This window comes from Paraburkholderia sp. GAS206C (assembly GCF_050435645.1).
In the GTDB taxonomy this organism is placed as follows: Bacteria; Pseudomonadota; Gammaproteobacteria; order Burkholderiales; family Burkholderiaceae; genus Paraburkholderia; species Paraburkholderia phenazinium_B.
The window spans coordinates 419,909-440,581 of sequence record NZ_JBNDKR010000007.1 but is presented as its reverse complement, the minus strand read 5'-3'; the positions used below and the strand labels follow the sequence as shown (position 1 = coordinate 440,581).

Sequence of the window (20,673 nt, the reverse complement as noted above, 5' to 3'; positions counted from 1 at the left end):
CCAAGACTCTCTGTATATCGGCGCACTGGCGACAAAATTGAGGGGGCAACCCGCATTAAAACGCGTACCGCGAGAAGCGCGGCGGCACGCGAGAAAAATCAGGTTCGCACCAGCGAGCGACGCTTCATTTCAAGCTGGGTAATCAACCGTTGCAACGTGTTCTCGGCGCTGCCCGGCAGCGCCACAAAGCGCATTCCGAGCTGGTAACGCTGGGTGCCGTTCGGCAGGTCTACGGCGCGAAACGACACGAGTTGCAGATCCACCGAGAGCTTGCCCGGCGCACCGAGGCTCAGCTCGCAATCTTCCAGCACACAGCCCATGGGCAGATCCACCACGCGCGTGTCTGTGCTGCGCATGCCGACCCCGCCAAGCGACAGGTCATGCACTTCGAAACGGAAGCGCTCACCGTCGGGCAACCGGCCCGTACACGTGTAGGGGTCGAGCACCGGCGCGTCGACGCGGAAATACTCGCGACGCTGCACGTAAAACAGCACTTCGGGGAAGTCGGCTTCAAACGCCGGCCGTCCCTCGAAACTGCTCTCGCGCGGCGTGCCTGTGACGAATTCGACGCGCACGCCATCGGGTTGAGCGTGGAAGAGGCAGCGGGGCGCAGCGATCAGACCGCGGTTCTGGTCGGCGAGCGCGCCCCAGTCGAAGGTAAACGTCCGGCTGGGCACGTTCACGTCGAGAATCCGCGTGACGAGCTGGCCGCCCTTGTATTGCGCGGTCAGAAAATCGCCGCGGTTGACCAGATTGCGTAACTGGACACCGATCTCGAGCGGATTGCGGCGACCGAAATCGTTGCCGGTCTCTGAAGAGCCGTCCGTCTGGCCATTCGTCTCAGTGGTATCCATGGGCTTGCCGATATGCGGGTTCGTACGTGCCCGTGCCCGAGGTCCAGTGCCGGGGCCCGTGACACGTGCGTTGACCGGGAGAAACATGACCCCGGTATTAAGGTCTGACTGAATAGCGGCAGTCTGGACCCAAAGTTTAGGGTAACCGAGGGAAATATTTGGCGCAAACGTTAAACCGGTCACGTCCCACCCCCTTTAGCCACCCGCATCGCCCCGTATGCAGTTCGCATCAATCCGCAAGATCCACCGTGCGGTTCGGCCGGCGGCACTCGCGTACCGTCCGGCCCCACCGTCTTGTTTTGCGACATGGCCCCGTCGCCCTGCATTTCATCCTGCTTGTCGCTTTCCTAAGCCGCCTGAACTGCTCGAGCCGCTCAGCTCATCCGGCTCATGATCGACATCAGTTTCTTCGCGTAATGCGGATCGGTCGCGTACCCCGCGCGCTGCATGCCGACGGCAAAACCCGCTGCGTCATGCGAGCCGTTCAGCACCTGCGCATAGCGCGGATTGCCCTTGAGCATTTGCGCATAGTCGGCCATCGCTTCGTCATACGAGTCGTAAGAGCGGAATTTTTCGACGACGCGCTCCGGCCGGCCGTTGCGGTATTCGGTCGTGACGGTGGACACGGTCTTGCCGGTCCAGTCCTTGGTCGCCTTGATGCCGAATACGTTGTGGCTGGTCTCGCCGTTCGCCTTCAGGATCTCGCGCTTGCCCCAGCCCGATTCGAGCGCCGCCTGGCCGATGATGAAACGTGCCGGCACGCCCGTGGTTTCGCTCGCGGCCTGCGCGGAGGCAGCGAGCTTGTCGACAAACGCGTCGACATTGGTCGTGCCGTCACCACGCAGCGGCGGCGTCAACGCGCTGTTGCGCGAATAACCGACGCCGCTCGCCAGCGACCCGTTTGCCTGCGCATTGCCGTACGCCTTGGCGAGCGCGTTCAGCGCGGCGCTATTGCCTTCGCCGGCTTCGCCCGTCTGCATGCCCGAGTTGTTCATCAACTGCTTGAGCATCGCGTCGGCCACGCCGATGCCCTTGTTCGACATCTGTTGCGCCATCTGCTCGTCCATCATCGAGGTGAACTGGGCGCCGTCGCGCGAGTCGAGCGGACCGTCCTGCGGCGTCGCATCGCGCATGCTTTTGAGCATCATCGTGATGAAGGTCGCGTCGAACTGCTTGGCGGCCATCTGGACACCCTGCTGCGGCGATGCGGCGGCCTTGGCGCGCAGGCCGTCGAACCCCTGGACGTCGAGCGCAAAGCGCTGCGTCAGATCGGGCGTTCCTGAGGTGGAATCCATCGTCATGGCGGCTCCTTAGATGATTTCAAGTTCGGCGCGCAAGGCCCCTGCTGCCTTCATCGCCTGCAGGATCGACATCAAATCGGCGGGCGTCGCACCCAGCGCGTTGAGCGCCTTTACGACATCGGCCAGATTGGCGCCGGCTTTGACGTATTTCAGCGCGCCGTCGTCCTGCTTCAACTGGATCTGGGACTGCTGGGCAACCACCGTGCGGCCATTCGAGAACGCGCCGGGCTGGCTGACCACGGGTTGTGTGTTGACCACCACCGAGAGATTGCCGTGTGCGACGGCGCAATTCTCGAGCGTCACCATCTGGTTCATCACGATCGAGCCAGTGCGCGCATTCAGCACGACCTTTGCAGCGCCCGCCGCCGGCTTCACATCGAGGTCTTCGAGTTGCGCCATGAACGAGACCTGCTGGGCCGGATCGGCCGGAGCGCGCAACTGGATCGTGCGGCCATCGAGCGGTGTGGCGGTGCCCTGGCCGAAGGCATTGTTGACCGCCGACACGATGCGCTGGTTGGTGTCGTAATCCATGTCGTTCAGCTCGAGCTGCATGGTGCCGTCCTGCGTGATGCTGGTCTGCACCGCGCGCTCGACGATCCCGCCGGCGGCGATGCGTCCCGCTGCGAGCTGGTTCACCTGCACGCGGCTGCCGTTCGCGCTGGCGCCCGCGCCGCCCACCGCCAGGTTGCCCTGGGCAAGCGCATAGACGGAGCCGTCAGCGCCCTTCATCGGCGTGAGCAGCAGCGTGCCGCCGCGCAGGCTCTTGGCGTTACCGAGCGACGATACCGTCACGTCGATCGCCTCGCCCGGCCGGGCGAACGGCGGCAGCACCGCCGTCACCATCACCGCGGCGACGTTCTTCAACTGGATGCTGGTCAGTGCCGAGGTGCTGCTGTTCGACGAACCGGCCGACTGGTTGTTGATCGAGATGCCGAGGTTCGCGAGCATGTTCGCGAGCGTTTGCGTCGTGAACGGAGTCTGGGTGGTCTGATCGCCCGTGCCGTCGAGACCGACGACAAGGCCGTAGCCGATCAGCGGGTTGTCGCGCACGCCCTGGATCGCGACCAGATCCTTCAGCCGTTCGGCGTGGGCCGCGGGTGTAACAGGCGGCAGTGCCCCGCACGCGAGCGCGAACACCAGACAGGCATGGCCAAAACGGTGGAGAGGTCCGAGTTTCATGATCACCACGGCGCCACGTTAAGGAAGAAGCGTTGTAGCCAACCCATGGTTTCTGCCTCGTCGATATAGCCCTTCGCCGAGTATTCGATCTTGGCGTCAGCCACCTGGGTCGAGTACACGGCATTCAGGCCGGAAATCGTATTCGGGTTGACTACGCCTGAGAAACGCACGAACTCGTTACCCTGGTTGATGAGCATCTGCTTTTCGCCGCTCACCTGGAGGTTGCCGTTGGGCAGCACATTGGTCACCGTGACGGTGATCACGCCGCTAAAAGTGTTCGAGGCGTTCGCGCCGCCGGTCCCCGAGAACGTATTGCCGCCCTGGGCACTGAGATTGGCCTTGCCGAACAGACCGGCGAGAAAACTGGCGCTCGTGGTCGAGAACTGGGTGGTCGAACTGCGGTTGGTGTTCGCACCCGAGGACTTCGTTGCGTTGATGTTTTCCTGAATGACGATGGTCAGGATGTCGCCAATATTGCGCGGCCGCTGGTCTTCGAAAAGCGGCCGTCCGGCGTAGCCCGGATTGAAAATCGAACCCGGCGACTGCGTGTGCGGCGGCACCGGCGGCACCGCGGTCATCGGCTGCTGCACGATGGGCTGCTTCGGTATCTGCGCGCAGCCGGCCAGCGCCAGTGCAAGCACGCTGGCAGTAGCGACGAACGCGCTGCGCGCGTCGCTCTTGACCGGTTTGAGATTGGATTGCGACATCGTATTTGCCTACCGCCTCTGGTTCCGAACCCTTAAATCGACATCTGCGACAGGGTCTGCAACATCTGATCGGACGTGGTGACCGCCTTGCTGTTGATTTCGTACGCGCGCTGGGTCTGGATCATGTTGACCAGTTCCTGCACGACGTTCACGTTCGACGTTTCGACATAACCCTGTTCCAGCGAACCCGAACCGTTCGAACCCGGCGCGCTGATGTTCGGCGTACCCGAGGAACTGGTTTCCGAAAACAGGTTTTCGCCTTGCGCGTCGAGACCGGCCGGGTTGATGAAGGTGGCGAGCTGCATGGTGCCGATCTGCGTCGAGTTCGAGCTGTTGGGCTGCGTGATCGACACCGAACCGTCGCTGCCGATCGTGAGCGAAGTCGCGGTCACCGGTACCGTGATCGCCGGAATGACCGGATAGCCGCTCGAGGTCACCAGCTGGCCCTGCGCATTGGTCTGGAACGAGCCGTCGCGGGTATAGGCGGTCGTGCCGTCCGGCATCTGCACCTGGAAGAAACCGTTGCCGTTGATCGCCACGTCCTTCGAGTTGCCCGTTTGCTGCAGGTTGCCCTGCGTGTACAGACGTTCGGTCGCGACCTGCTGCACGCCGGTGCCGAGCTGGATGCCCGAGGGCACCTGGGTCTGCTGGGTCGAGTCGGCGCCCGGCTGACGCACGGTCTGATAAAGCAGATCTTCGAACACGGCGCGCGAGCCCTTGAAGCCATTGGTGCTGACGTTGGCGAGGTTGTTCGAGATCACGTCCATCTGGGACTGCTGCGCATTCATGCCGGTCGCAGCGATATAAAGTGAGCGGTTCACAGTGTTGGTTCTCCTGGGTGCACGTCTGGCGCGACGCCCGTTAGCTGAAGCTGAGCAACTGGTTGGCGGACTGATCGTTCTGATCGGCGTTTTGGATCATCTTGGTCTGCATGTCGAACTGCCGCGCATTGGTGATCATCGAAACCATTGCGTTGACCGGGCTCACGTTGCTGCCCTCGAGCGATTCGGGTGCCAGCGTGACAGTGGGATCGGCGTCGGCAGGGTTGCCGTCAGCAGTACGGAACATGCCGTCGTCGCCGCGCTTCAATGTGCCCGCTGCGGGCTTCACGAGCTTCAACTGGTCGATGACCGCGATCGCCGTGGCCGGGTCTCCCGGCGCAAGCGCCGAAACCGTGCCGTCCTTGCCGATCGTGATCTGCGAGCCAGGCGGCACCGAGATCGGACCGCCCGTGCCGACTACCGGCAGGTTGGTCGCATTCACCAGCTGGCCGTTCTGGTCGATATGCAGATTGCCGGCACGCGTATAGGCCTCGCCACCGTCGGCGGTCTGCACGCTCAACCAGCCGTCGCCCTGGATCGCGACGTCGAGCGGGTTGCCGGTCTGCTGGATCGGTCCGGGCGTTTCGTCCGCACCCGGTGTCGACGACAACACGAACGTGCGTGTCGTGCTGTCGTTGACTGAGCTGCCGTCGCCGAACGACATCGGTACCGCGCGAAACGTCTCGAGCTGGGCGCGAAACCCGGTGGTCGACGTGTTCGCGAGATTGTTCGCGACAATGGCCTGCTGCTCGAGCGCCTGGGTGGCGCCCGACATCGCGGTATAAATCAGACGGTCGGTCATTCGTTCGGCTCCTGTTGCCCTTACATGTTGATCAGGGTCTGGTCAACGGTCTGCTGCGTCTTGATCGTCTGCGCGTTCGCCTGATAGTCGCGTTGCGCCGTGATCAGGTTGACCAGTTCGTTGGTCAGGTCCACGTTCGAATCTTCCACCGCGCCGCCTTGCAGCGTGCCGTGGTTGGTGCTGCCCGGCGTCGAGATCTGCGCTGCGCCCGACGCGGCGGTCTGTGCGTACTCGTTGTTGCCGAGGTCGACAAGGCCGTTCGGATCGTTGAAGTTGGCGAGTACGACCTGACCGAGCGAAGCGGTCTGACCGTTCGAATAGTTGCCGGTGAGAATGCCGGTCGTGCCGACCGTGAAGCTCGTCAGCTGGCCGGCGGCAAAACCGTTCTGCTGCAGGTTGTTGACGCCGTCGGTGCTGCCGTACTGGGTCGTGCCGGCGAGATCCAGCGTCAGCGCCTGCGGCGTGCCGGAACCGTCGGTGTTCGGAATCGTGAAGGCGATTGAGTCCGACGCGGTCGTAGACGCGACACTCGTGATGCCGGTCAGCGCGCCGGAGGTGTTGAAACTTGCCGTGCCGACCAGACTTGCCGTGCCGCCTGCGACGCCTGCGTAGACGTCCCATGCGCCGGAGCCGGTCTTGGCGAAGTACATGTTGACCGTCTGCGAGCCGCCCAGCGAGTCGTACACCTGGGTCGAAGTCGAGTAGTTGTAGGTCGACGAGTTGCTTGCGTCGAAAGTGGTTGGGGTCGGCGTAACCGCTACCGTGTCGCCGGCTGCTGCCGTACCCGTCAGCGTGACCGTCTGGCCATTGCCCAGGGTAATGGCGGTGCCTGCCGTGTAGGTTCCGCTGCTGTCGTTAGCGGCGTTGTCGGCGTCGGTTACCGTGTACGCCGTCGGGCTCGTAAAGGTAATCGTGTAGTCGTCGTTATTCGATCCAGCCGAAGCGGTCGTAATCGTCGCACCGCTGCTCGCCAGCGTCCCGGTCGTGGTCACATTCACAGCCGGCGTGCCGAGCATCAGCGAATCCTGAGCGTCCAGGTTGAGCTGCGCCGTGATGGTGGTGGTCTGCGTCGGTGCGATGTTGGTAGTCGGCACGGTCAGCGGCACCGTTTGCGCGCTGTTGATGATGCCGCTGGAATTCGCGGCATAGCCCATCAGCTCGAGTCCTTGAGCGTTCACGATATTGCCCGTGTTGCTGAGCTGGAACACGCCGTTGCGCGAATACGTGAGCGAGCCGTTATTCGACATCTGGAAAAAGCCGTTGCCGTTGATGGCGACATCCAGTGCCTGGCCGGTCGTGTTGATCGTGCCTTGCGAGAACTGCTGCTGCACTTCGGCGAGCTGCGTGCCGATACCGATCTGGTTGTTCACGGCCGTGGCAACCGAGTTCGCATACATATCGGCGAACACTGCCGTACCGCTCTTGAAGCCGATCGTATCCGAGTTGGCAATGTTGTTGCCGATCACGTCGAGATCGCTCGATGCAGCCCCGAGGCCGCTCAAACCCTGCTGATAACCCATGACGTATTCTCCGTTCCGGGAAATGTCTAAATTTGGTTGAACTGATTGCTTAGAGGACTGCCGCGACCGAAGTCAGGGCGACCGTATTGCCATTCGACAGCACGAGACTCGGTGCGCCGCCGGTACCCTGTACGACGCTTTCCACGGTACCCGGGGTCAGGGTCGTGCCCACGCCTGCAGCACCGTTGATCGTGCCGGTGGCGGTGATCGTGTAGGTGCCCGTCGGCAGTGCGGCACCCGTCGAATCGACCGGGGTCCACGTCACCGGCACAGTACCGGCCGGTTGCGCGCCCAGATCGAGCGTGTTGACGATCTGGCCTGCCGAGTTCACGACGTTGACCTTCATGTCCGACGCCGCCGAGGCCAGCTGCACGCCGAATTCGGTCGCCTTGCCGGAGGTCACCGAAATGGAATTGCCTGGGGCCAGCACGCTGGAACCGATCAGCAGTGCAGCCTGCGAGGTCTGGCCTGCGTTGAGCTGCGTCGCCAGCGAGCTGAGCGACGTGTTCAACTGGCTGATGCCCGTCACGGTGTCGATCTGCGCGAGCTGCGAGGTCATCTGCGAGCTGTCCATCGGATTGGTCGGATCCTGGTTCTGCATCTGCGTAATCAGCAGCTGCAGGAAGGTGCTTTGCAGATTCGCACCCGAGGTCGCCGAGCTGCTCGAGCTGCTGCTCGACGCACTGCTCGCCGAGCCAGTGCCGTTCATGGTATCGAGCAGCGTCTGCGAGACCTGGGTCCCGCTGCCGCCGATGGTGGTTGAAGTAGTCAAGGAGGCGCTCCTCAGGTTCCGATCGTGAGTGTTTTCAGCATCAACTGCTTCGCTGTGTTCAAGGTTTCGACGTTCGCCTGGTAAGCGCGCGACGCCGAGATCATGTTGACCATTTCTTCCACCGGATCGACGTTCGGCATCGTGACGTAGCCGTTCGCGTCGGCCGCGGGGTTGCCCGGGTCGTAGGTCTGCTTCATCGGCGTCGGATCGTCGACCACCCCGGTCACCTGCACGCCGCCCACCTGCTGGCCGGATGCGGTGCGCGCGCCGCCGATCGGGTTGACCGCGAACACGACCTGCTTGGCCTTGTACGGCTGGCCGTCAGGACCCGTCGTGCTGTCGGCGTTCGCCAGGTTCGACGCCGTCACGTTGAGCCGCTGCGATTCGGCCGACATGGCCGAACCGGCGACATTGAAAATATTCATCAGGGATGGCATAGCTTCTCCGACCTCTCCTGCCGGCAGGTTCCGGCTTGATTGTTTCCCGTGGGCGTGGTTTTTAGCGGTTACATCCAGCATGTGCGCCGGTCGTCGCGTCTGGACTCCATCAGGAGCCCGACGTGATCACCGACAGCATCGATTTGATCTGATTCGAAACTTCCGTCATGGCCGACTCGAAGTGCAGCGAGTTATCGGCGAACTGCACGCGTTCCGCGTCGAGGTCCACCGTGTTGCCGTCGAGCGAGGGTTGCGTCGGAATGCGGTACTGCAATTGGCCGTAGTCGTCGCTCGGACCGCCGGTCGCAATCAGGCTTGCCTTGCCGGCCATATGGCCCGGTTCGGTCGAGGCCATCGTCATGCCGCTCGTCACGCCAGCAGGTTGCGCCATCGCCAGCGTCGAGTTGTTCGATGCGCCGGTGCCGGTGCTGCTGCCGTCCGTCTTTCTCAGAGCGCCCGCGAGCGTCGACGAGAAATCGACGTCACGCGCCTTGTAGTTCGGCGTGTCGGCGTTCGCAATGTTCGACGACAGCAGTTCCTGCCGGTAAGAGCGGACATCGAGCGCCTGACGGCCAAAGGCGAATTCGGCATCGAGTTTATCTAGCATGAAAAATCTCCGGATAACGTTCCCGCGTCTGGCGCTCGATCAGGGAGCACAACATCTGCGGCGACCCAAAAGGGCTTTTTGCATGAGATGCATCTTAGGCGGGGCAGGCAAGCGGCAATCTTCTGAATAACCGGGGAAGGTCGCCTCTATTCAACGTTTGCGCCAGGAGCCGCGTCACTAGAATGCAACTCGTACCCTTGCCTCACGCTGGAGATGCACGATGGCCCGATCCACTCTCGATGTGCTGCCGCCGCGGCGCCGCATCGTTGCACGACACACTGCCGCCTGGCTGGTGTGTGCCGTGGCGGGTGCGTGGTGTGCGTCTGCGGCATTGGCCCAGGAGGCCAGCGGCCCGATCGTGATTCCCGGTCCGGGCGAACAGAACCCCGCCGATCTCGCGCGCATGACCGCGATGGCGACTTCCAGCAATGCCAGCCCGCGGACGATCAACCCGCAGTTCGCGGCGACGCTCGCACCGCCTGCGCAGTCTTCGACGCCGCAAGCGACCGATCGCTTTACCAGGCTGTCGAACGCGAGCGGTGCCATTGTGATTCCGGGTACCGATGAGGCATCCGCGTCCGGCGCGCCAAATGTTCCGGCGAACACGACGGTCATCCAGCAAGCCAGCCCGGCGAATACGGCCAGCCTTACCCGCGTCAATATGAATCCCGCGCTCGCCGCGAGCCAGGTCGTGCCGGTGGTCGTCACGTCGATGCCGGCGCGTGCGACGTACGGCGCCGCACTGCGGCCCGTGAATGCCGCCCCGGCTGCCGCACCTGTCGGCGTACCGGCCGTGGCACCCGCCGTGACCGCTGCGAGCAGCGTCGAAATCGACAGCCTCGCTTCGCGCGGCGAGCCGCCCGAACTGGGCGCGAGCGCGGCAGGCCGCAATCCGGCGCCTCACGTTGCTGCCGCGCCGGCTCAAACGACACTCCCCGTAAAGAATCAGGCGCAGGCGCTGGCGGAAGCCGCGCAGCGCGCGCAGGCAATTCAGGCGCTGCAACAGGCTCAGGCGGCTCAGGCCGTTCAGGCGCTGCAGCGAGCGCAGACGCCGCAACCGGCGCCCAAGCCGGTGGTGGCCGCCTCCAGGGTTCAACCGGTCCAGACTGCTGCCGCAATTCAGGCATCGCAGCCGGCTCAGGCCAGCCAGCCCGTGCCCGAAGGTCAGGAAGACGGCCAGCTGATCCACACCGCCGCGCTGGACTTTCTCAAACAGCAGGCCAATGGCCTGCCGGGCCAGGTCGAACTGAGCGTTGCCCAGGCTTTCCCGCGCGGGCTTGCCGCCTGCGACACGCTGCAGGCGTTCATGCCGCCCGGCGCGCGCCTGTGGGGCCGCACGACGGTGGCGGTGCGCTGCACGAGTGGCCACCCATGGACGGTCTGGCTGCAGGCGAAAGTCTCGATCCATGCGACTTACTACGTCGCCGCGCGGGCAATGATGCCTGGCGAGGTGATTTCCGACGCCGATCTGGTTCCCCGCGACGGCGACCTGACCATGCTGCCGGCGTCGATCGTCACCGTGCCGTCACAGGCAGTCGGTTCGGTCACGTTGATGCGCGTGAGTATGGGCTTTCCGCTGCGTCAGGACATGCTGAAGAGCGCCGCCCAGGTGACGGCCGGACAGAGTGTGCGGGTGGTGGCGCAGGGCGAGGGCTTCTCGATTTCGTCGGAAGGCAGCGCGCTCAGCAATGCGACGCCAGGGCAACCAGTCAGGGTGAAAACCTCAACCGGGCAGATCCTGATGGGAATCGTGAAGGACAGTTCGACGGTCCAGATCCAGATGTAGATACCCGGGATCTGAACCTGAAAATGGCGCCCGTGACAGTGGCGTTCAAAGGGTTTTGGGGGAAGAAGGCGGCCGGTGGGGCCGTTACAAACGGATACATCGATTGAGCTAAAGTTTGGTTTCTTGAATGCCGTTAAAAGAATCAAATAGTTCAGGAAGCCAATCGTGAAAATCGATTCCACCACCAATAGCATGCCGGACAGTCTGACGGGCAGCGCGGCAACGCGTACCCAGCAGGACAGCTCGGCCCCGGCGGCTTCGACCGCCCAAAGCGCGGCAGCCGCCGCGCAAGCCGCCACCGGCTCGGGTGGCGACGCGAATGTGAGCCTGTCGGGCCTGTCGTCCAGCCTGCGCAGCCTGGCAGCATCGGGTTCGGCAGACATCGACACCGCTCACGTCGAATCGATCAAGCAGGCCATCAAGAACGGCACGCTGACGATCGATCCGGGCAAGATTGCTGACGGCGTGCTCGACACGACGCGCAGTTTGTTGCAAACGAGAGCCCCGGCGACCGGCAATTGAGGTTGGACGCCGCGAGGCGTCACCTTGAAACCCGGCCCGCACGCTTTGTGCGGGCGCCGTGAGAGCGACTTGTGATGAAAGACGCGCTGCTTGCCACTGTGATCGATGAGTACTCGACCATCGAAGAATTTGCTTCTGTTCTGGCTATCGAGCAGAAAGCGCTAACCCAGGTGGAACCGGCCGAGATGTTGCGGCCGGTTGTCGAAAAGAAAACCGAACTGGTCGGCAAGCTGGCCTCGCTCGAGAAGATCCGCGACGCGCAGCTCGCCGAAATGGGTCTGCCGGCCGGCTGGAACGGCATCGAGCTAGCCGCCGGGCGCGACCCGAAGCTCGCCGAGCAGTGGTCGTTGCTGCAGCAATCGGTAGAGCGCGCACGCCGCTCCAACAAGACCAACGGTGTGCTGATCCGCACCCGCATGGAATACAACCAGCGCGCCCTCGAGGTGCTGCAGGTGCGTCCGAAAAAGCCCTCGCTGTATGGGCCGGATGGACGAGTGCCAGGGTTCGGCGGCCTGTAATTCCGGACGCTCCCCCGCTCATCGAACTCCAATCCAGTCTGTCCTGAATGCTCGCTGAGTCGGTCTGACCGTTTTCAGACCAACTCGGCGCAGCCTGCCGTTTGGCGCCTGTCCGCCACCTGCGCTTGCCGCGCTTTTCCTGCTTTCCTCTCAGCAAAAAAAAGCGCCGTCCCTATACATCGGGACGGCGTTCATTGCGCTTGAATCATGAGCGGTGGGCAACGACGGTGAACCGCCGGCCGCCGTGGTGTTACTCCGCTTCAGCCTTGGCCCAGGCCATCTCGCGCAGGCGCGTGCGCAGCCGTGCAACCGCCTGGCTATGCAGCTGGCAAACCCGCGATTCGCTAACTTCCATCACCGCACCGATCTCGCGCAGATTCATGCCGCGTTCGTAGTAGAGCGACATCAACAGCTTTTCGCGTTCCGGCAGACGCTCGATCGCTTCGACCAGCGCCGAGCGCAGGCTTTCGTCGAGCAGTGCCGAGAGCGGGTCCGAATGATCGACGCAGTAGCGGTCGAGGAACGGCTCGTCGTCGGCGGAGCGATCGAAGTCTTCGTAGTAGATCAGCTGGCTGCCATGCAGGTCCTGCAGCATCGCCTGATACTCGTCGAGCGGCATCTTGAGGTGACCGGCAATCTCCGTCTCGCTCGCCGAACGGCCGAGTGTCTGTTCGACCTGATGCACGGCCGTCTCCACCTCACGCGAGGTGCGGCGCAGGCTGCGCGGCAGCCAGTCGTTGCTGCGCAACTCGTCGAGCATCGCGCCGCGGATCCGCTGGCTCGCATACGTTTCGAACTGCGCGCCCTGGTCTTCCTTGTAGCGACTCGCAGCATCGAGCAGGCCGATCATGCCGGCCTGAATCAGATCGTCGAGATCGACACTCGCCGGCATCTTCGCTACCAGCTGCAAGCCGAGCCGCCGCACCAGCGGTGCGTATTTGGTCAGAACCTCGGCTTGGGAAATCTTTCCCTGAGCGTTGTACATCGTGCTCCCCTTGTCCGCGCCCCGCCCTTCAGGCGTGCTGCACAGACGGTTGGTCGGCGTGTTGCGCCGCTGTTACTGCCGCCGGCGCCACCCATTGGTGACGTGACGACATCGCTGGCCGCATTGGCCAGTACTGCAATTCGGCGGCGAGGTGCCGATAATCCCGCGCAGCAGGGGTCGACGGAAACGCGTCGACCACGCAGCGCGACAGTTCGAGCGCCCGGGCCATGCGCGGGTCGGCGGCGATACAGCCCGCGCCTTCCAGCGACACAGTCAGATAACGCCCCGCCACCCCCGCGAGGTTTTCAAAAGCGGTGTGCGCGTCGGTGACGCTATGCACATGGTTCACCAGCACCCTGAACTGCCCGATGCCGTGCGCGTAATGCAGCCGCTTCATGCAGGCATACGCATCGGTAATCGCCTGCGCAGCGACGCGCGTGACGATCAACAGGTCGTGCGCCTGCATCGCCAGCGCAGAGAGCTGACCGAGCCGGTCGAGTTGCGCATCGATCAGCACGATGTCCGCGGGACCGTCCAGCACCACACTCAGTTGCGCCGCCGTGTAGCCTTCGCGATTGCTGCGCGAGGCGCTCAGCACTGAAAAGCCCAGTGCATGACGCGCTACGGCGGCGTCGAGCGATATCTCGCCGCGTACCACGGCGGCGAAGTTGGCCGCCCCCTGTACGCCGCCGAGCATGGCGCCCACCGAGTAATCGCCAAGGCACTCGTCGATCACGAGTACATCCTTGCCCTGCTCCACGAGTGCCGCCGCCAGATTGACGACGGTCGTGGTACATCCAACGCTGGTCGAACCGCCCGTTACCGCCAGCACTCTTGAACCGCTGCGGGCCAGCAGGCGCCGCAGTCCTTCTGCCTGATCCGAGACGACCTTATCCAAAGCGGACCTCGTGCAGTTCGGCCGTCGAGCGTGCTGAGAGCGCCGAAAGCAAGGCCGGAATATCGTCGTCCTGCGGCACGAACGGCGAACTGTCGCGCGGAATGCAGAAAGCGCTCTTGATCAGGAATTTCTTGGTTGCGACGTACAGGTTCTCGGGCACCTTCTGCCCGGTCGAGACGTAATGCACCGGCAACTTGTAGCGGATCACCGTGTCGAGTACGCCGCCCAGGTTGGTCGCTTCGTCGAGCTTGGTGAGGATGCAGCCGGCGAGCGGCTGTTGATCCGGCCCGCGCTGGTAGGCCTGCACGACTTCGTTGAGCGTGTCGCCATGGCACGTTGCGTTCAGCAGCAGCAGGCGCTGCACCGGTTGTCCGGCGCGGCACAGCATGGCGATCTGGTCGGAGACGAGGCGGTCGCGCTGGCTCATGCCGATCGTGTCGATCAGCACGATGTGCTTGTTGCGCAGCTCGGCGAGCGCCAGTTGCAGATCAGCGCCGTCCTTAACCGCGTGAACCGAAACGCCGAGGATCTTGCCGAAAATGCGCAGTTGTTCGTGACCGCCGATCCGGTAGCTGTCGGTCGTCAGGAGTGCCACCTTGCTGGCGCCGAAGCGCATCACGCAACGCGCGGCAAGCTTGGCCGTGGTCGTGGTCTTGCCGACACCCGTCGGGCCCATCAGGGCGAACACGCCGCCGCGCTCCATCAGCGCGTCTTCGTTTTCCATGATCGGCAGGTTCGACTCGAGCACGTTGCGCACCCAGTCCATCCCGCCTTCCATGTTGTCGATCTCGGGCGGCAGGTTGTCGACCATCATCTGCACCAGTTGCGCGGAGAAACCGGCGGCGAACAGGTGCTTGGTGAGCGAGGCGCGCGTCGGGCTGCGACGCTGGCGGTCGGCCCACAGGAGACCGGCGAAGTGTTCCTCCATCATGCCGCGCATCGAGGAGAGCTCGCTCATCACCGTTTCGTTGACGACCTGCTCCATGCGAGCCTTGATCGCTTCGGTGACGCTGGCGGTGGTGCTGGCTGCGGCACGTGCGTCGTCCGCTGGAGTGGCCGGGCTCGGCTTCCTGCTAGCGCGGCGCGCGGCGAGTTGTGCAGCTTCGCGGGCCCAGTCGGGCGTGTCGGCGAGGTTCGACGGCTGACGCGTGCCGACCTGGATGTCGACCGGTGCGCCGAGGCCCTTGGCCATCGCGGCGGCCGGTGTCATCGACGAAGGCCGTGCGCTGTAGGCGCCTTGTTGCTTGCCGGCGATATTGCGGGCGTGGTCGATCAGCCAGGGATTCGTTTCCGCCATCGTGCGCGGGGTGGCCGGCGTGAACGGCATAAACTGCGGCGCCGGGACGCCGGCGGCTTTCAGCACGTCGGCGCGGATGTCGTCGCCCGAGCGCGGCATCTGCGGCATCTGCGCCTGCGGTGCGGCTTGCATCGAAGGTGTGCTTTGCGGCGCGTGAGCGGCTTGAGCCTGCGGCGCGAGCGGTGCGGCCTGAGCCGACGAAGCGTACGGCGAGGCCGTGGCCGGCTCTTCCGTTACGGCTGCCTGTGCGGGTGCAGCGGCCTGTGCCGGCGCGTTGCTGACCGACATGCTCTCCGTGCCGGCTTCCGGGCTTGCGCCGAACACCGACGAAAACACGTCCGGCATGCCGCTCGCGTACGGATTGGACTGCATCATCGGCGTGCTGCGCGGTGCCGGTGCTGCCGGGCTCATCGCAGGGGCCGCGCTGTTTGCGCTGCTGCCGTTGTTCGCGCCGTTACGCGCCTTCGGAGCGATTGCCGCGAGCTCGCTATCGGCGAGCGCCACGATCTCGACGGTGCCGTCTTCGATCGTGCGGTTCGACAGCACGACCGCGTCTGGGCCCAACGCCTCACGAACGAGGCGTAGCGCGTCACGACTGGTAGCACCGACAAATTTACGAATGTTCAAGCTGGACCCCCGATGAGGTTGACGGACCGGCGACATACCGCTTTCCATTGAGATCGATTATTGCGAAAGATGTCGAGAGACCATCGCTTGATAAAGACAGGGAAAAGCAGGCAATTCGCGTGATGGGTAGTACGCCGGGGCCGCGCTGCAAGGGTCCCCAAATGAAAACCGGCGCCTGAGGCGCCGGTCTGAAGCGTGAGCGGGTTAGCCTTTCCCGCCTATCAGATTCACCACCTTGACGTTGCGGGTGTCGGGCACCTCCGCATACGACAGCACCTTCAGCTGCGGCAGGTTGCGGCGCAGGAAGCGCGCCAGCATCGGCCGCAACGCATGCTGCACCAGCAACACCGGCGCGAGCCCGAGGTTCTGCTGGCGCGTCATGGCCTGTTGCGTCTCGGTCATCAGGGTGTGTGCGAGACCCGGTTCGAGACCAGGGTTTGCCCCAGTCGAAAGCGCCTGCGAGAGCACCCGTTCGAGGTTTGAGTCGAGGCCCATGACCTGCATGTCGCCGGTGCCTGGGAACCACTGTTGCGTGATCGCGCGGCCCAGCGCCAGACGCACGGCTGCCGTCAGCTCGTGCGCGTCGGTAACCTTCGGCGTGTGCTCGGACAGCGCTTCGAGGATCGTGCGCAGGTCGCGGATCGGCACACCTTCTTCCAGCAGGTTCTGCAGCACCTTCTGCAGCGTGGTGAGCGAAAGCGCCTTCGGAATCAGATCGTCGACCAGCGACGGCGTGTCCTTCTGCATCCGCTCGATCAGCGCCTGGATTTCGCGGCGGCCGAGCAGCTCGGAGGCGTGCGTGACCACTAGGTGATTCAGGTGCGTCGCGACCACGGTGCTCGAATCCACCACGGTATAGCCGTACACCTGGGCCTGCTCGCGCAGATTGGTGTCGATCCAGATGGCCGGCAGGCCGAACGCCGGATCCTGAGTCGGCGTGCCCGGCAGCGCCGCGCTCACCTGCCCCGGATTGATGGCCAGCCACTGGCCCGGATAGGCCTCGCCGACGCCGACCTCGACTCCCTTCAGCGCAATCCGGTAACCATTGGGGCGCAGTTCCAGGTTGTCGCGGATGTGGATCACCGGCGGCAGGAAGCCGATTTCCTGCGCGAACTTCTTGCGGATGCTCTTGATCCGCTTGAGCAGTTCGCCGTCCGAATTCTTGTCGACGAGCGGAATCAGCCGGTAGCCGACTTCGAGACCGAGCGTGTCGATCATCGTCACGTCGTCCCAGCTTGCCTCGGTGTTTTCGGTCGGCGTGAGCGCCGCCGGCGCCACTGTGGCGAGGGCCGCGGTGCTCTTCGCTTCCGTCGCGCGCTTCTTCATCATCCGGCCAAGCTGGATCAAACCACCGCCCAGCAGCAGGAAGGCGAAGTGCGGCATGCCCGGGATCAAGCCCATCAGCACCAGAATGCAGCCCGTGATGATCAGCACGCGCGGGTTCGTGAACAACTGCCCGGTCAGCTGTGTGCCGATGTCTTCGTTGGTGGCCACGCGCGACACGATCACGCCGGCGGCGGTCGAGATCACCAGCGACGGGATCTGCGCGACGAGGCCGTCACCGATGGTTAGCAGCGTGTAGTTCTTGGCGGCGGCGGCGAAGTCCATGTTGTGCTGGACCACGCCGACGATCAGCCCGCCGATGATGTTGATCACCATGATCAGCAGGCCGGCGATCGCATCGCCGCGCACGAACTTGCTGGCGCCATCCATCGAGCCGTAGAACTCGGCTTCCTGCGCGACTTCGAGGCGGCGGCGGCGCGCCGCGTCTTCGTTGATGATGCCGGCGTTCAGGTCGGCGTCGATCGCCATCTGCTTGCCGGGCATCGCATCGAGTGTGAAGCGCGCGGACACTTCGGCGATCCGGCCCGCACCCTTGGTGATCACCATGAAGTTGATCACCATCAGGATGATGAACACCACGATCCCGACCGCGAAGTTGCCGCCGACGAGGAACTGGCCGAACGACTCGATCACCTGTCCAGCGGCAGCCGGGCCGGTGTGGCCTTCGAGCAGCACGACCCGGGTGGAGGCCACGTTCAGCGAGAGGCGCAGCAGCGTCGAGAACAGCAGCACGCTCGGGAATGCGGCGAAGTCGAGCGGCTTCATCGTGTACATGCTCACCAGCAGCACCATCACGGACAGCGCGATGTTGAAGGTGAACAGCAGATCCAGCAGGAACGGCGGCAACGGCAGGATCATCATGCCGAGGATCATGCAGATCAGCACCGGCCCTGCGAGTGCCCGCAGGTTGGTGTTGCTCAGCGAGTCCGGCCGTCGGGACAGGAAACCGGCGCGTGCGTTCATGCGGAGGCTCCAGATGCCTTGTCGTCTTCGTTAAGCGCTTCGGCGGCTTCCCGATCCGCCTCTTCGTCGGATACCGGACCCTGGTCCAGATCGGCGGGAACTTCGAGTTCGGTCGGGGCAACCGGCACCACGCCGCCTTCGGTCTTGAAGCGGCGCAATTGATAGACCCATGCGAGCACTTCCGCGACCGCGCCATACAACTGGCCCGGAATTTCGCGGTCGAGGTCGACGTTGTGATACAGCGCCCGCGCCAGTGGCGGGGCTTCGAGCAGCGGCACGTTGTTCTCCACAGCAAGCTGGCGAATCCGCGCGGCGACGAGGTTCACCCCTTTGGCGACGACGCGCGGCGCGCGCATCTCGCCGTCGCTGTACTGCAGCGCGACCGCGAAGTGCGTCGGGTTGGTCACGACCACGTCGGCCGTCGGTATCTTGGACATCATCCGGCGCCGCGCGGCTGCGCGCTGCTGCGCCCGGATGCGGGCCTTGAGTTGCGGATCGCCTTCGTTTTCGCGGTGTTCGCGCTTCACTTCTTCCTTCGTCATCCGGAGTTTCTTGTGGTAATTCCAGATCTGATACGGGACATCGAGCGCTGCCACGAGGAACATGCCGGCGACCGTCATGCCGCAGCACACGGCGATCAGGTGCGCCGCATTGGCGAGCGCCACGGTGAGCGGCTGGGTCGCGAGCGCGAGGATCTCCTCGCGGCGGTTCCAGACCGAGACGCCCCCCACCCCGCCCACGACGATGGTCTTGGCGAGCGACATGCCGAGCTGGATCGGCCCGTTGATGGAAAAGATCCGGCCAAGGCCGGCCATCGGATCGAGCCGGCTGAATTTGGGTTGGAGCGCCCCTGAGGAGACGTGCCAGCCGCCCAGCGCGAGCGGCGAGAGCAACGCGGCGCCGCCGGTCAGGGCGAGGATCGGCACCAGCGCGCGGAGCGCCTGCATGCCGTCGACGCTTGCGCCGATCAGCATGCGCCGGGTTTCGAAGACGCTGTCGTGGTTGAACATGAGCGCGCCGCGCAGCATCGATCCGAGGTGATCGCCGATGCTCCCCGACAACGCCCAGACGCCATAGAAACCGGCCGACAGCAAGGCAAACGAGACCAGTTCCCGCGAACGAACGATCTGCCCTTCCTCCCGTGCCTTCTCCAGGCGCCGGGGGGTGGCGTCTTCTGTTTTTTCGAGGTCGCTTTCCCCTGCCACGCAGCTCTCCAGACGGTCGAGGCACCATGCCCAATTCCAGTGAGAGCGATTATTCCTGCAGAACTCAAGCCATGATCGGCGGATAAGGACGGGGAAACGGGGGTATTTCGGGAGATGGAGCGGCGCGGGGGGCCGCTACGGGCGGGACCGGGAGGGGCCGGGCGAGGAGCCGGGCGCGCTGCCGCCGAGGGCCGCCCGTTCCGGGGCCGGGAGGCGTGGAACGGGCGGAACGGGTCGCGGTGGACCCTGGATCAGTAGCCGACGTAAGGTGCCTGGCCGCCGCTCGCAGTCTGGTCGATGCCGAAGTACATATAACGGCCGTAGAAGAACGGCAGGCCGATGTCGAAGCTACCCGAGGTGCCGATCTGGCCAGCGAGATCGTTGAAGGCGTAGTTGTTGCCGTTGCTGAACAACGTCGACGCGCTCAGGATCCCGACGTTAGCCGCAGCGGAGACGCCGTTCAGGCCAACCACGGTGACCGTGCGCGTCTGCGCCGTCGAAGGGCAGTAGAAGCCGCTGAAATTGCTGCCGCACAACGCCAGGGTGCTGTCGGTGAAGAAGTAAGCGTTCGAGCCGGAATCGAAGAAGGCCGACAACGTGCTGCCGTTGAACGTGCTGTTGTTAAGGTCACCGAAGGCATCGGTCGTGAAGGTCTTCGCCGCCGCGAGCGCGTTGTTCGACTGCGTGCCGATGCCGAACACCAGCGTACCGGTGGCTGATCCGGCTCCGTTGTTCGAAACGGGCGCCATCTCGACAATCACGCCGTTGTTGTCGGTGGGGAAGTGTGCGACCGGGTTCGCCACCTGGTCGCCCGTCGGCACCTGAGCGGTCGTGCAGCTCGAGCTTGAGGTCGTACACGCGTAATAGTTGCTGAACTGGGCAAAGGTCGTCGAACTCGCGCAGGTCGCGCCGCAATCGTAAGGTGCGTTGCCAATGCCAAGAATGCCATTGGCGCCAAGCGCGCTGGGAGTGTTCTCTTCGGAGCCGTTGGCGCAGCCTGTCGGCACACTGTTGTTCAGGTCACCCAGCACCTGGACCGGAATGCCGGCGGTCGTGGTCTCGCCGCCAATTGTTACGGTTGCCGTGCGTACCGAGCCCCACGAAAAGCCATCCGCGAAATTCGTGCATTCAGCCAGCGTGCCGGACGCACCGCTGGGGATAGCAGCGTCAGGCAGCGCAACGCTCAACACGCCGCTGGCGATCCGCAGCCCATACGAACCGGTATCCACCTGCACATTTGGAATGGTCTGACAGGTACTCGTCCCTGGCACGCAAACCGTGACGCTCACCGTCGGAATGTTGATGACGTTCGCCACGCCCGTGCTCACCGTGATCGCGGCGGTGTTCGCCGCAGTCGCCGCAACCGGCTGTGCGGTCGGGCTGGCCGGCAACGAGCCGTTATTCGCACTCGACGAACTGGAACTGTTGTTGCTGCCACCGCCTCCGCCGCACGCGGCAACCAGCGACACCAACGCGACCGTCACCGCGACCTGCGCCCACCCTCTGAGCTTTGCTGCAAATTGCATGT

At 64.1% G+C, this 20,673-nt stretch carries 19 protein-coding genes; 3 read left to right on the top strand and 16 right to left on the bottom strand.

What is annotated here, in order from left to right; translation table 11 throughout:
* Window positions 1-98 precede the first annotated feature (98 nt).
* The 10 genes from P3T20_RS21705 to flgB all read right to left on the bottom strand — a co-directional run bounded on the left by P3T20_RS21705 (window position 99) and on the right by flgB (window position 9,000).
* Window positions 99-854, bottom strand: coding sequence for a flagellar brake protein (locus P3T20_RS21705; RefSeq protein WP_074262852.1), 756 nt, complete (start codon window positions 852-854; stop codon window positions 99-101).
* 374 nt (window positions 855-1,228) lie between these two features.
* Window positions 1,229-2,155, bottom strand: a complete 927-nt coding sequence (gene flgJ, locus P3T20_RS21700; RefSeq protein ID WP_074262853.1) for a flagellar assembly peptidoglycan hydrolase FlgJ — start codon at window positions 2,153-2,155, stop codon at window positions 1,229-1,231.
* Between the two features lie 9 nt (window positions 2,156-2,164).
* The gene (locus P3T20_RS21695; protein WP_429287763.1) at window positions 2,165-3,334 is read right to left on the bottom strand and encodes a flagellar basal body P-ring protein FlgI; all 1,170 of its coding nucleotides are present in this window, start codon (window positions 3,332-3,334) and stop codon (window positions 2,165-2,167) included.
* A 2-nt stretch (window positions 3,335-3,336) separates the two neighbouring features.
* Window positions 3,337-4,041 carry a flagellar basal body L-ring protein FlgH gene (gene flgH / locus P3T20_RS21690; RefSeq protein ID WP_074262855.1) on the bottom strand — a complete coding sequence of 235 codons (705 nt, stop codon included), beginning with the start codon at window positions 4,039-4,041 and terminating at the stop codon, window positions 3,337-3,339.
* Between the two features lie 32 nt (window positions 4,042-4,073).
* Entirely contained in the window at window positions 4,074-4,862 is a 789-nt protein-coding gene (flgG, locus tag P3T20_RS21685; RefSeq protein WP_074262856.1) for a flagellar basal-body rod protein FlgG, read from the bottom strand.
* A gap of 40 nt (window positions 4,863-4,902) precedes the next feature.
* Window positions 4,903-5,664 carry a flagellar basal-body rod protein FlgF gene (gene flgF / locus P3T20_RS21680; RefSeq protein WP_074262857.1) on the bottom strand — a complete coding sequence of 254 codons (762 nt, stop codon included), beginning with the start codon at window positions 5,662-5,664 and terminating at the stop codon, window positions 4,903-4,905.
* A 20-nt stretch (window positions 5,665-5,684) separates the two neighbouring features.
* Window positions 5,685-7,184 (bottom strand): flagellar hook protein FlgE, encoded by a 1,500-nt coding sequence (locus P3T20_RS21675; protein WP_074262858.1) that lies wholly within the window; start codon window positions 7,182-7,184, stop codon window positions 5,685-5,687.
* A 49-nt stretch (window positions 7,185-7,233) separates the two neighbouring features.
* Complete coding sequence (locus P3T20_RS21670; RefSeq protein WP_074262859.1) at window positions 7,234-7,956, bottom strand: flagellar hook assembly protein FlgD; 723 nt, start codon at window positions 7,954-7,956, stop codon at window positions 7,234-7,236.
* Between the two features lie 11 nt (window positions 7,957-7,967).
* The gene (gene flgC, locus P3T20_RS21665; RefSeq protein ID WP_074262860.1) at window positions 7,968-8,393 is read right to left on the bottom strand and encodes a flagellar basal body rod protein FlgC; all 426 of its coding nucleotides are present in this window, start codon (window positions 8,391-8,393) and stop codon (window positions 7,968-7,970) included.
* Between the two features lie 109 nt (window positions 8,394-8,502).
* Window positions 8,503-9,000: a flagellar basal body rod protein FlgB gene (flgB, locus tag P3T20_RS21660; RefSeq protein WP_074262861.1), complete on the bottom strand. Its 498-nt coding sequence runs from the start codon at window positions 8,998-9,000 to the stop codon at window positions 8,503-8,505.
* 220 nt (window positions 9,001-9,220) lie between these two features.
* Here flgB and flgA point away from each other — a divergent pair, with 220 nt between their 5' ends.
* The 3 genes from flgA (at window position 9,221) to P3T20_RS21645 (ending at window position 11,826) form a co-directional block, all read left to right on the top strand.
* Window positions 9,221-10,786, top strand: coding sequence for a flagellar basal body P-ring formation chaperone FlgA (gene flgA, locus P3T20_RS21655; RefSeq protein WP_429287762.1), 1,566 nt, complete (start codon window positions 9,221-9,223; stop codon window positions 10,784-10,786).
* A 165-nt stretch (window positions 10,787-10,951) separates the two neighbouring features.
* Window positions 10,952-11,308, top strand: coding sequence for a flagellar biosynthesis anti-sigma factor FlgM (gene flgM / locus P3T20_RS21650; protein ID WP_074262863.1), 357 nt, complete (start codon window positions 10,952-10,954; stop codon window positions 11,306-11,308).
* 74 nt (window positions 11,309-11,382) lie between these two features.
* Window positions 11,383-11,826, top strand: a complete 444-nt coding sequence (locus tag P3T20_RS21645) for a flagella synthesis protein FlgN (RefSeq protein ID WP_074262864.1) — start codon at window positions 11,383-11,385, stop codon at window positions 11,824-11,826.
* A gap of 250 nt (window positions 11,827-12,076) precedes the next feature.
* Here the strand turns inward: P3T20_RS21645 and P3T20_RS21640 are convergent, their stop codons facing one another.
* The 6 genes from P3T20_RS21640 to P3T20_RS21615 form a co-directional block, all read right to left on the bottom strand.
* On the bottom strand, window positions 12,077-12,811 hold the full coding sequence (locus P3T20_RS21640) for an RNA polymerase sigma factor FliA (RefSeq protein ID WP_074262865.1): 735 nt from the start codon (window positions 12,809-12,811) through the stop codon (window positions 12,077-12,079).
* A 28-nt stretch (window positions 12,812-12,839) separates the two neighbouring features.
* Window positions 12,840-13,709, bottom strand: coding sequence for a MinD/ParA family ATP-binding protein (locus P3T20_RS21635; RefSeq protein WP_074262866.1), 870 nt, complete (start codon window positions 13,707-13,709; stop codon window positions 12,840-12,842).
* On the bottom strand, window positions 13,702-15,633 hold the full coding sequence (flhF, locus tag P3T20_RS21630) for a flagellar biosynthesis protein FlhF (protein ID WP_429287761.1): 1,932 nt from the start codon (window positions 15,631-15,633) through the stop codon (window positions 13,702-13,704). The genes P3T20_RS21635 and flhF overlap by 8 nt, the downstream gene beginning before the upstream one ends.
* A gap of 204 nt (window positions 15,634-15,837) precedes the next feature.
* Window positions 15,838-17,940: a flagellar biosynthesis protein FlhA gene (flhA, locus tag P3T20_RS21625; protein WP_074262867.1), complete on the bottom strand. Its 2,103-nt coding sequence runs from the start codon at window positions 17,938-17,940 to the stop codon at window positions 15,838-15,840.
* A complete protein-coding gene (gene flhB / locus P3T20_RS21620; RefSeq protein WP_429287760.1) occupies window positions 17,937-19,145 on the bottom strand; it encodes a flagellar biosynthesis protein FlhB in 1,209 nt (402 codons plus the stop codon). The genes flhA and flhB overlap by 4 nt, the downstream gene beginning before the upstream one ends.
* A 251-nt stretch (window positions 19,146-19,396) precedes the next feature.
* A complete protein-coding gene (locus P3T20_RS21615) occupies window positions 19,397-20,671 on the bottom strand; it encodes a DUF3443 domain-containing protein (RefSeq protein WP_429287759.1) in 1,275 nt (424 codons plus the stop codon).
* Window positions 20,672-20,673 lie beyond the last annotated feature (2 nt).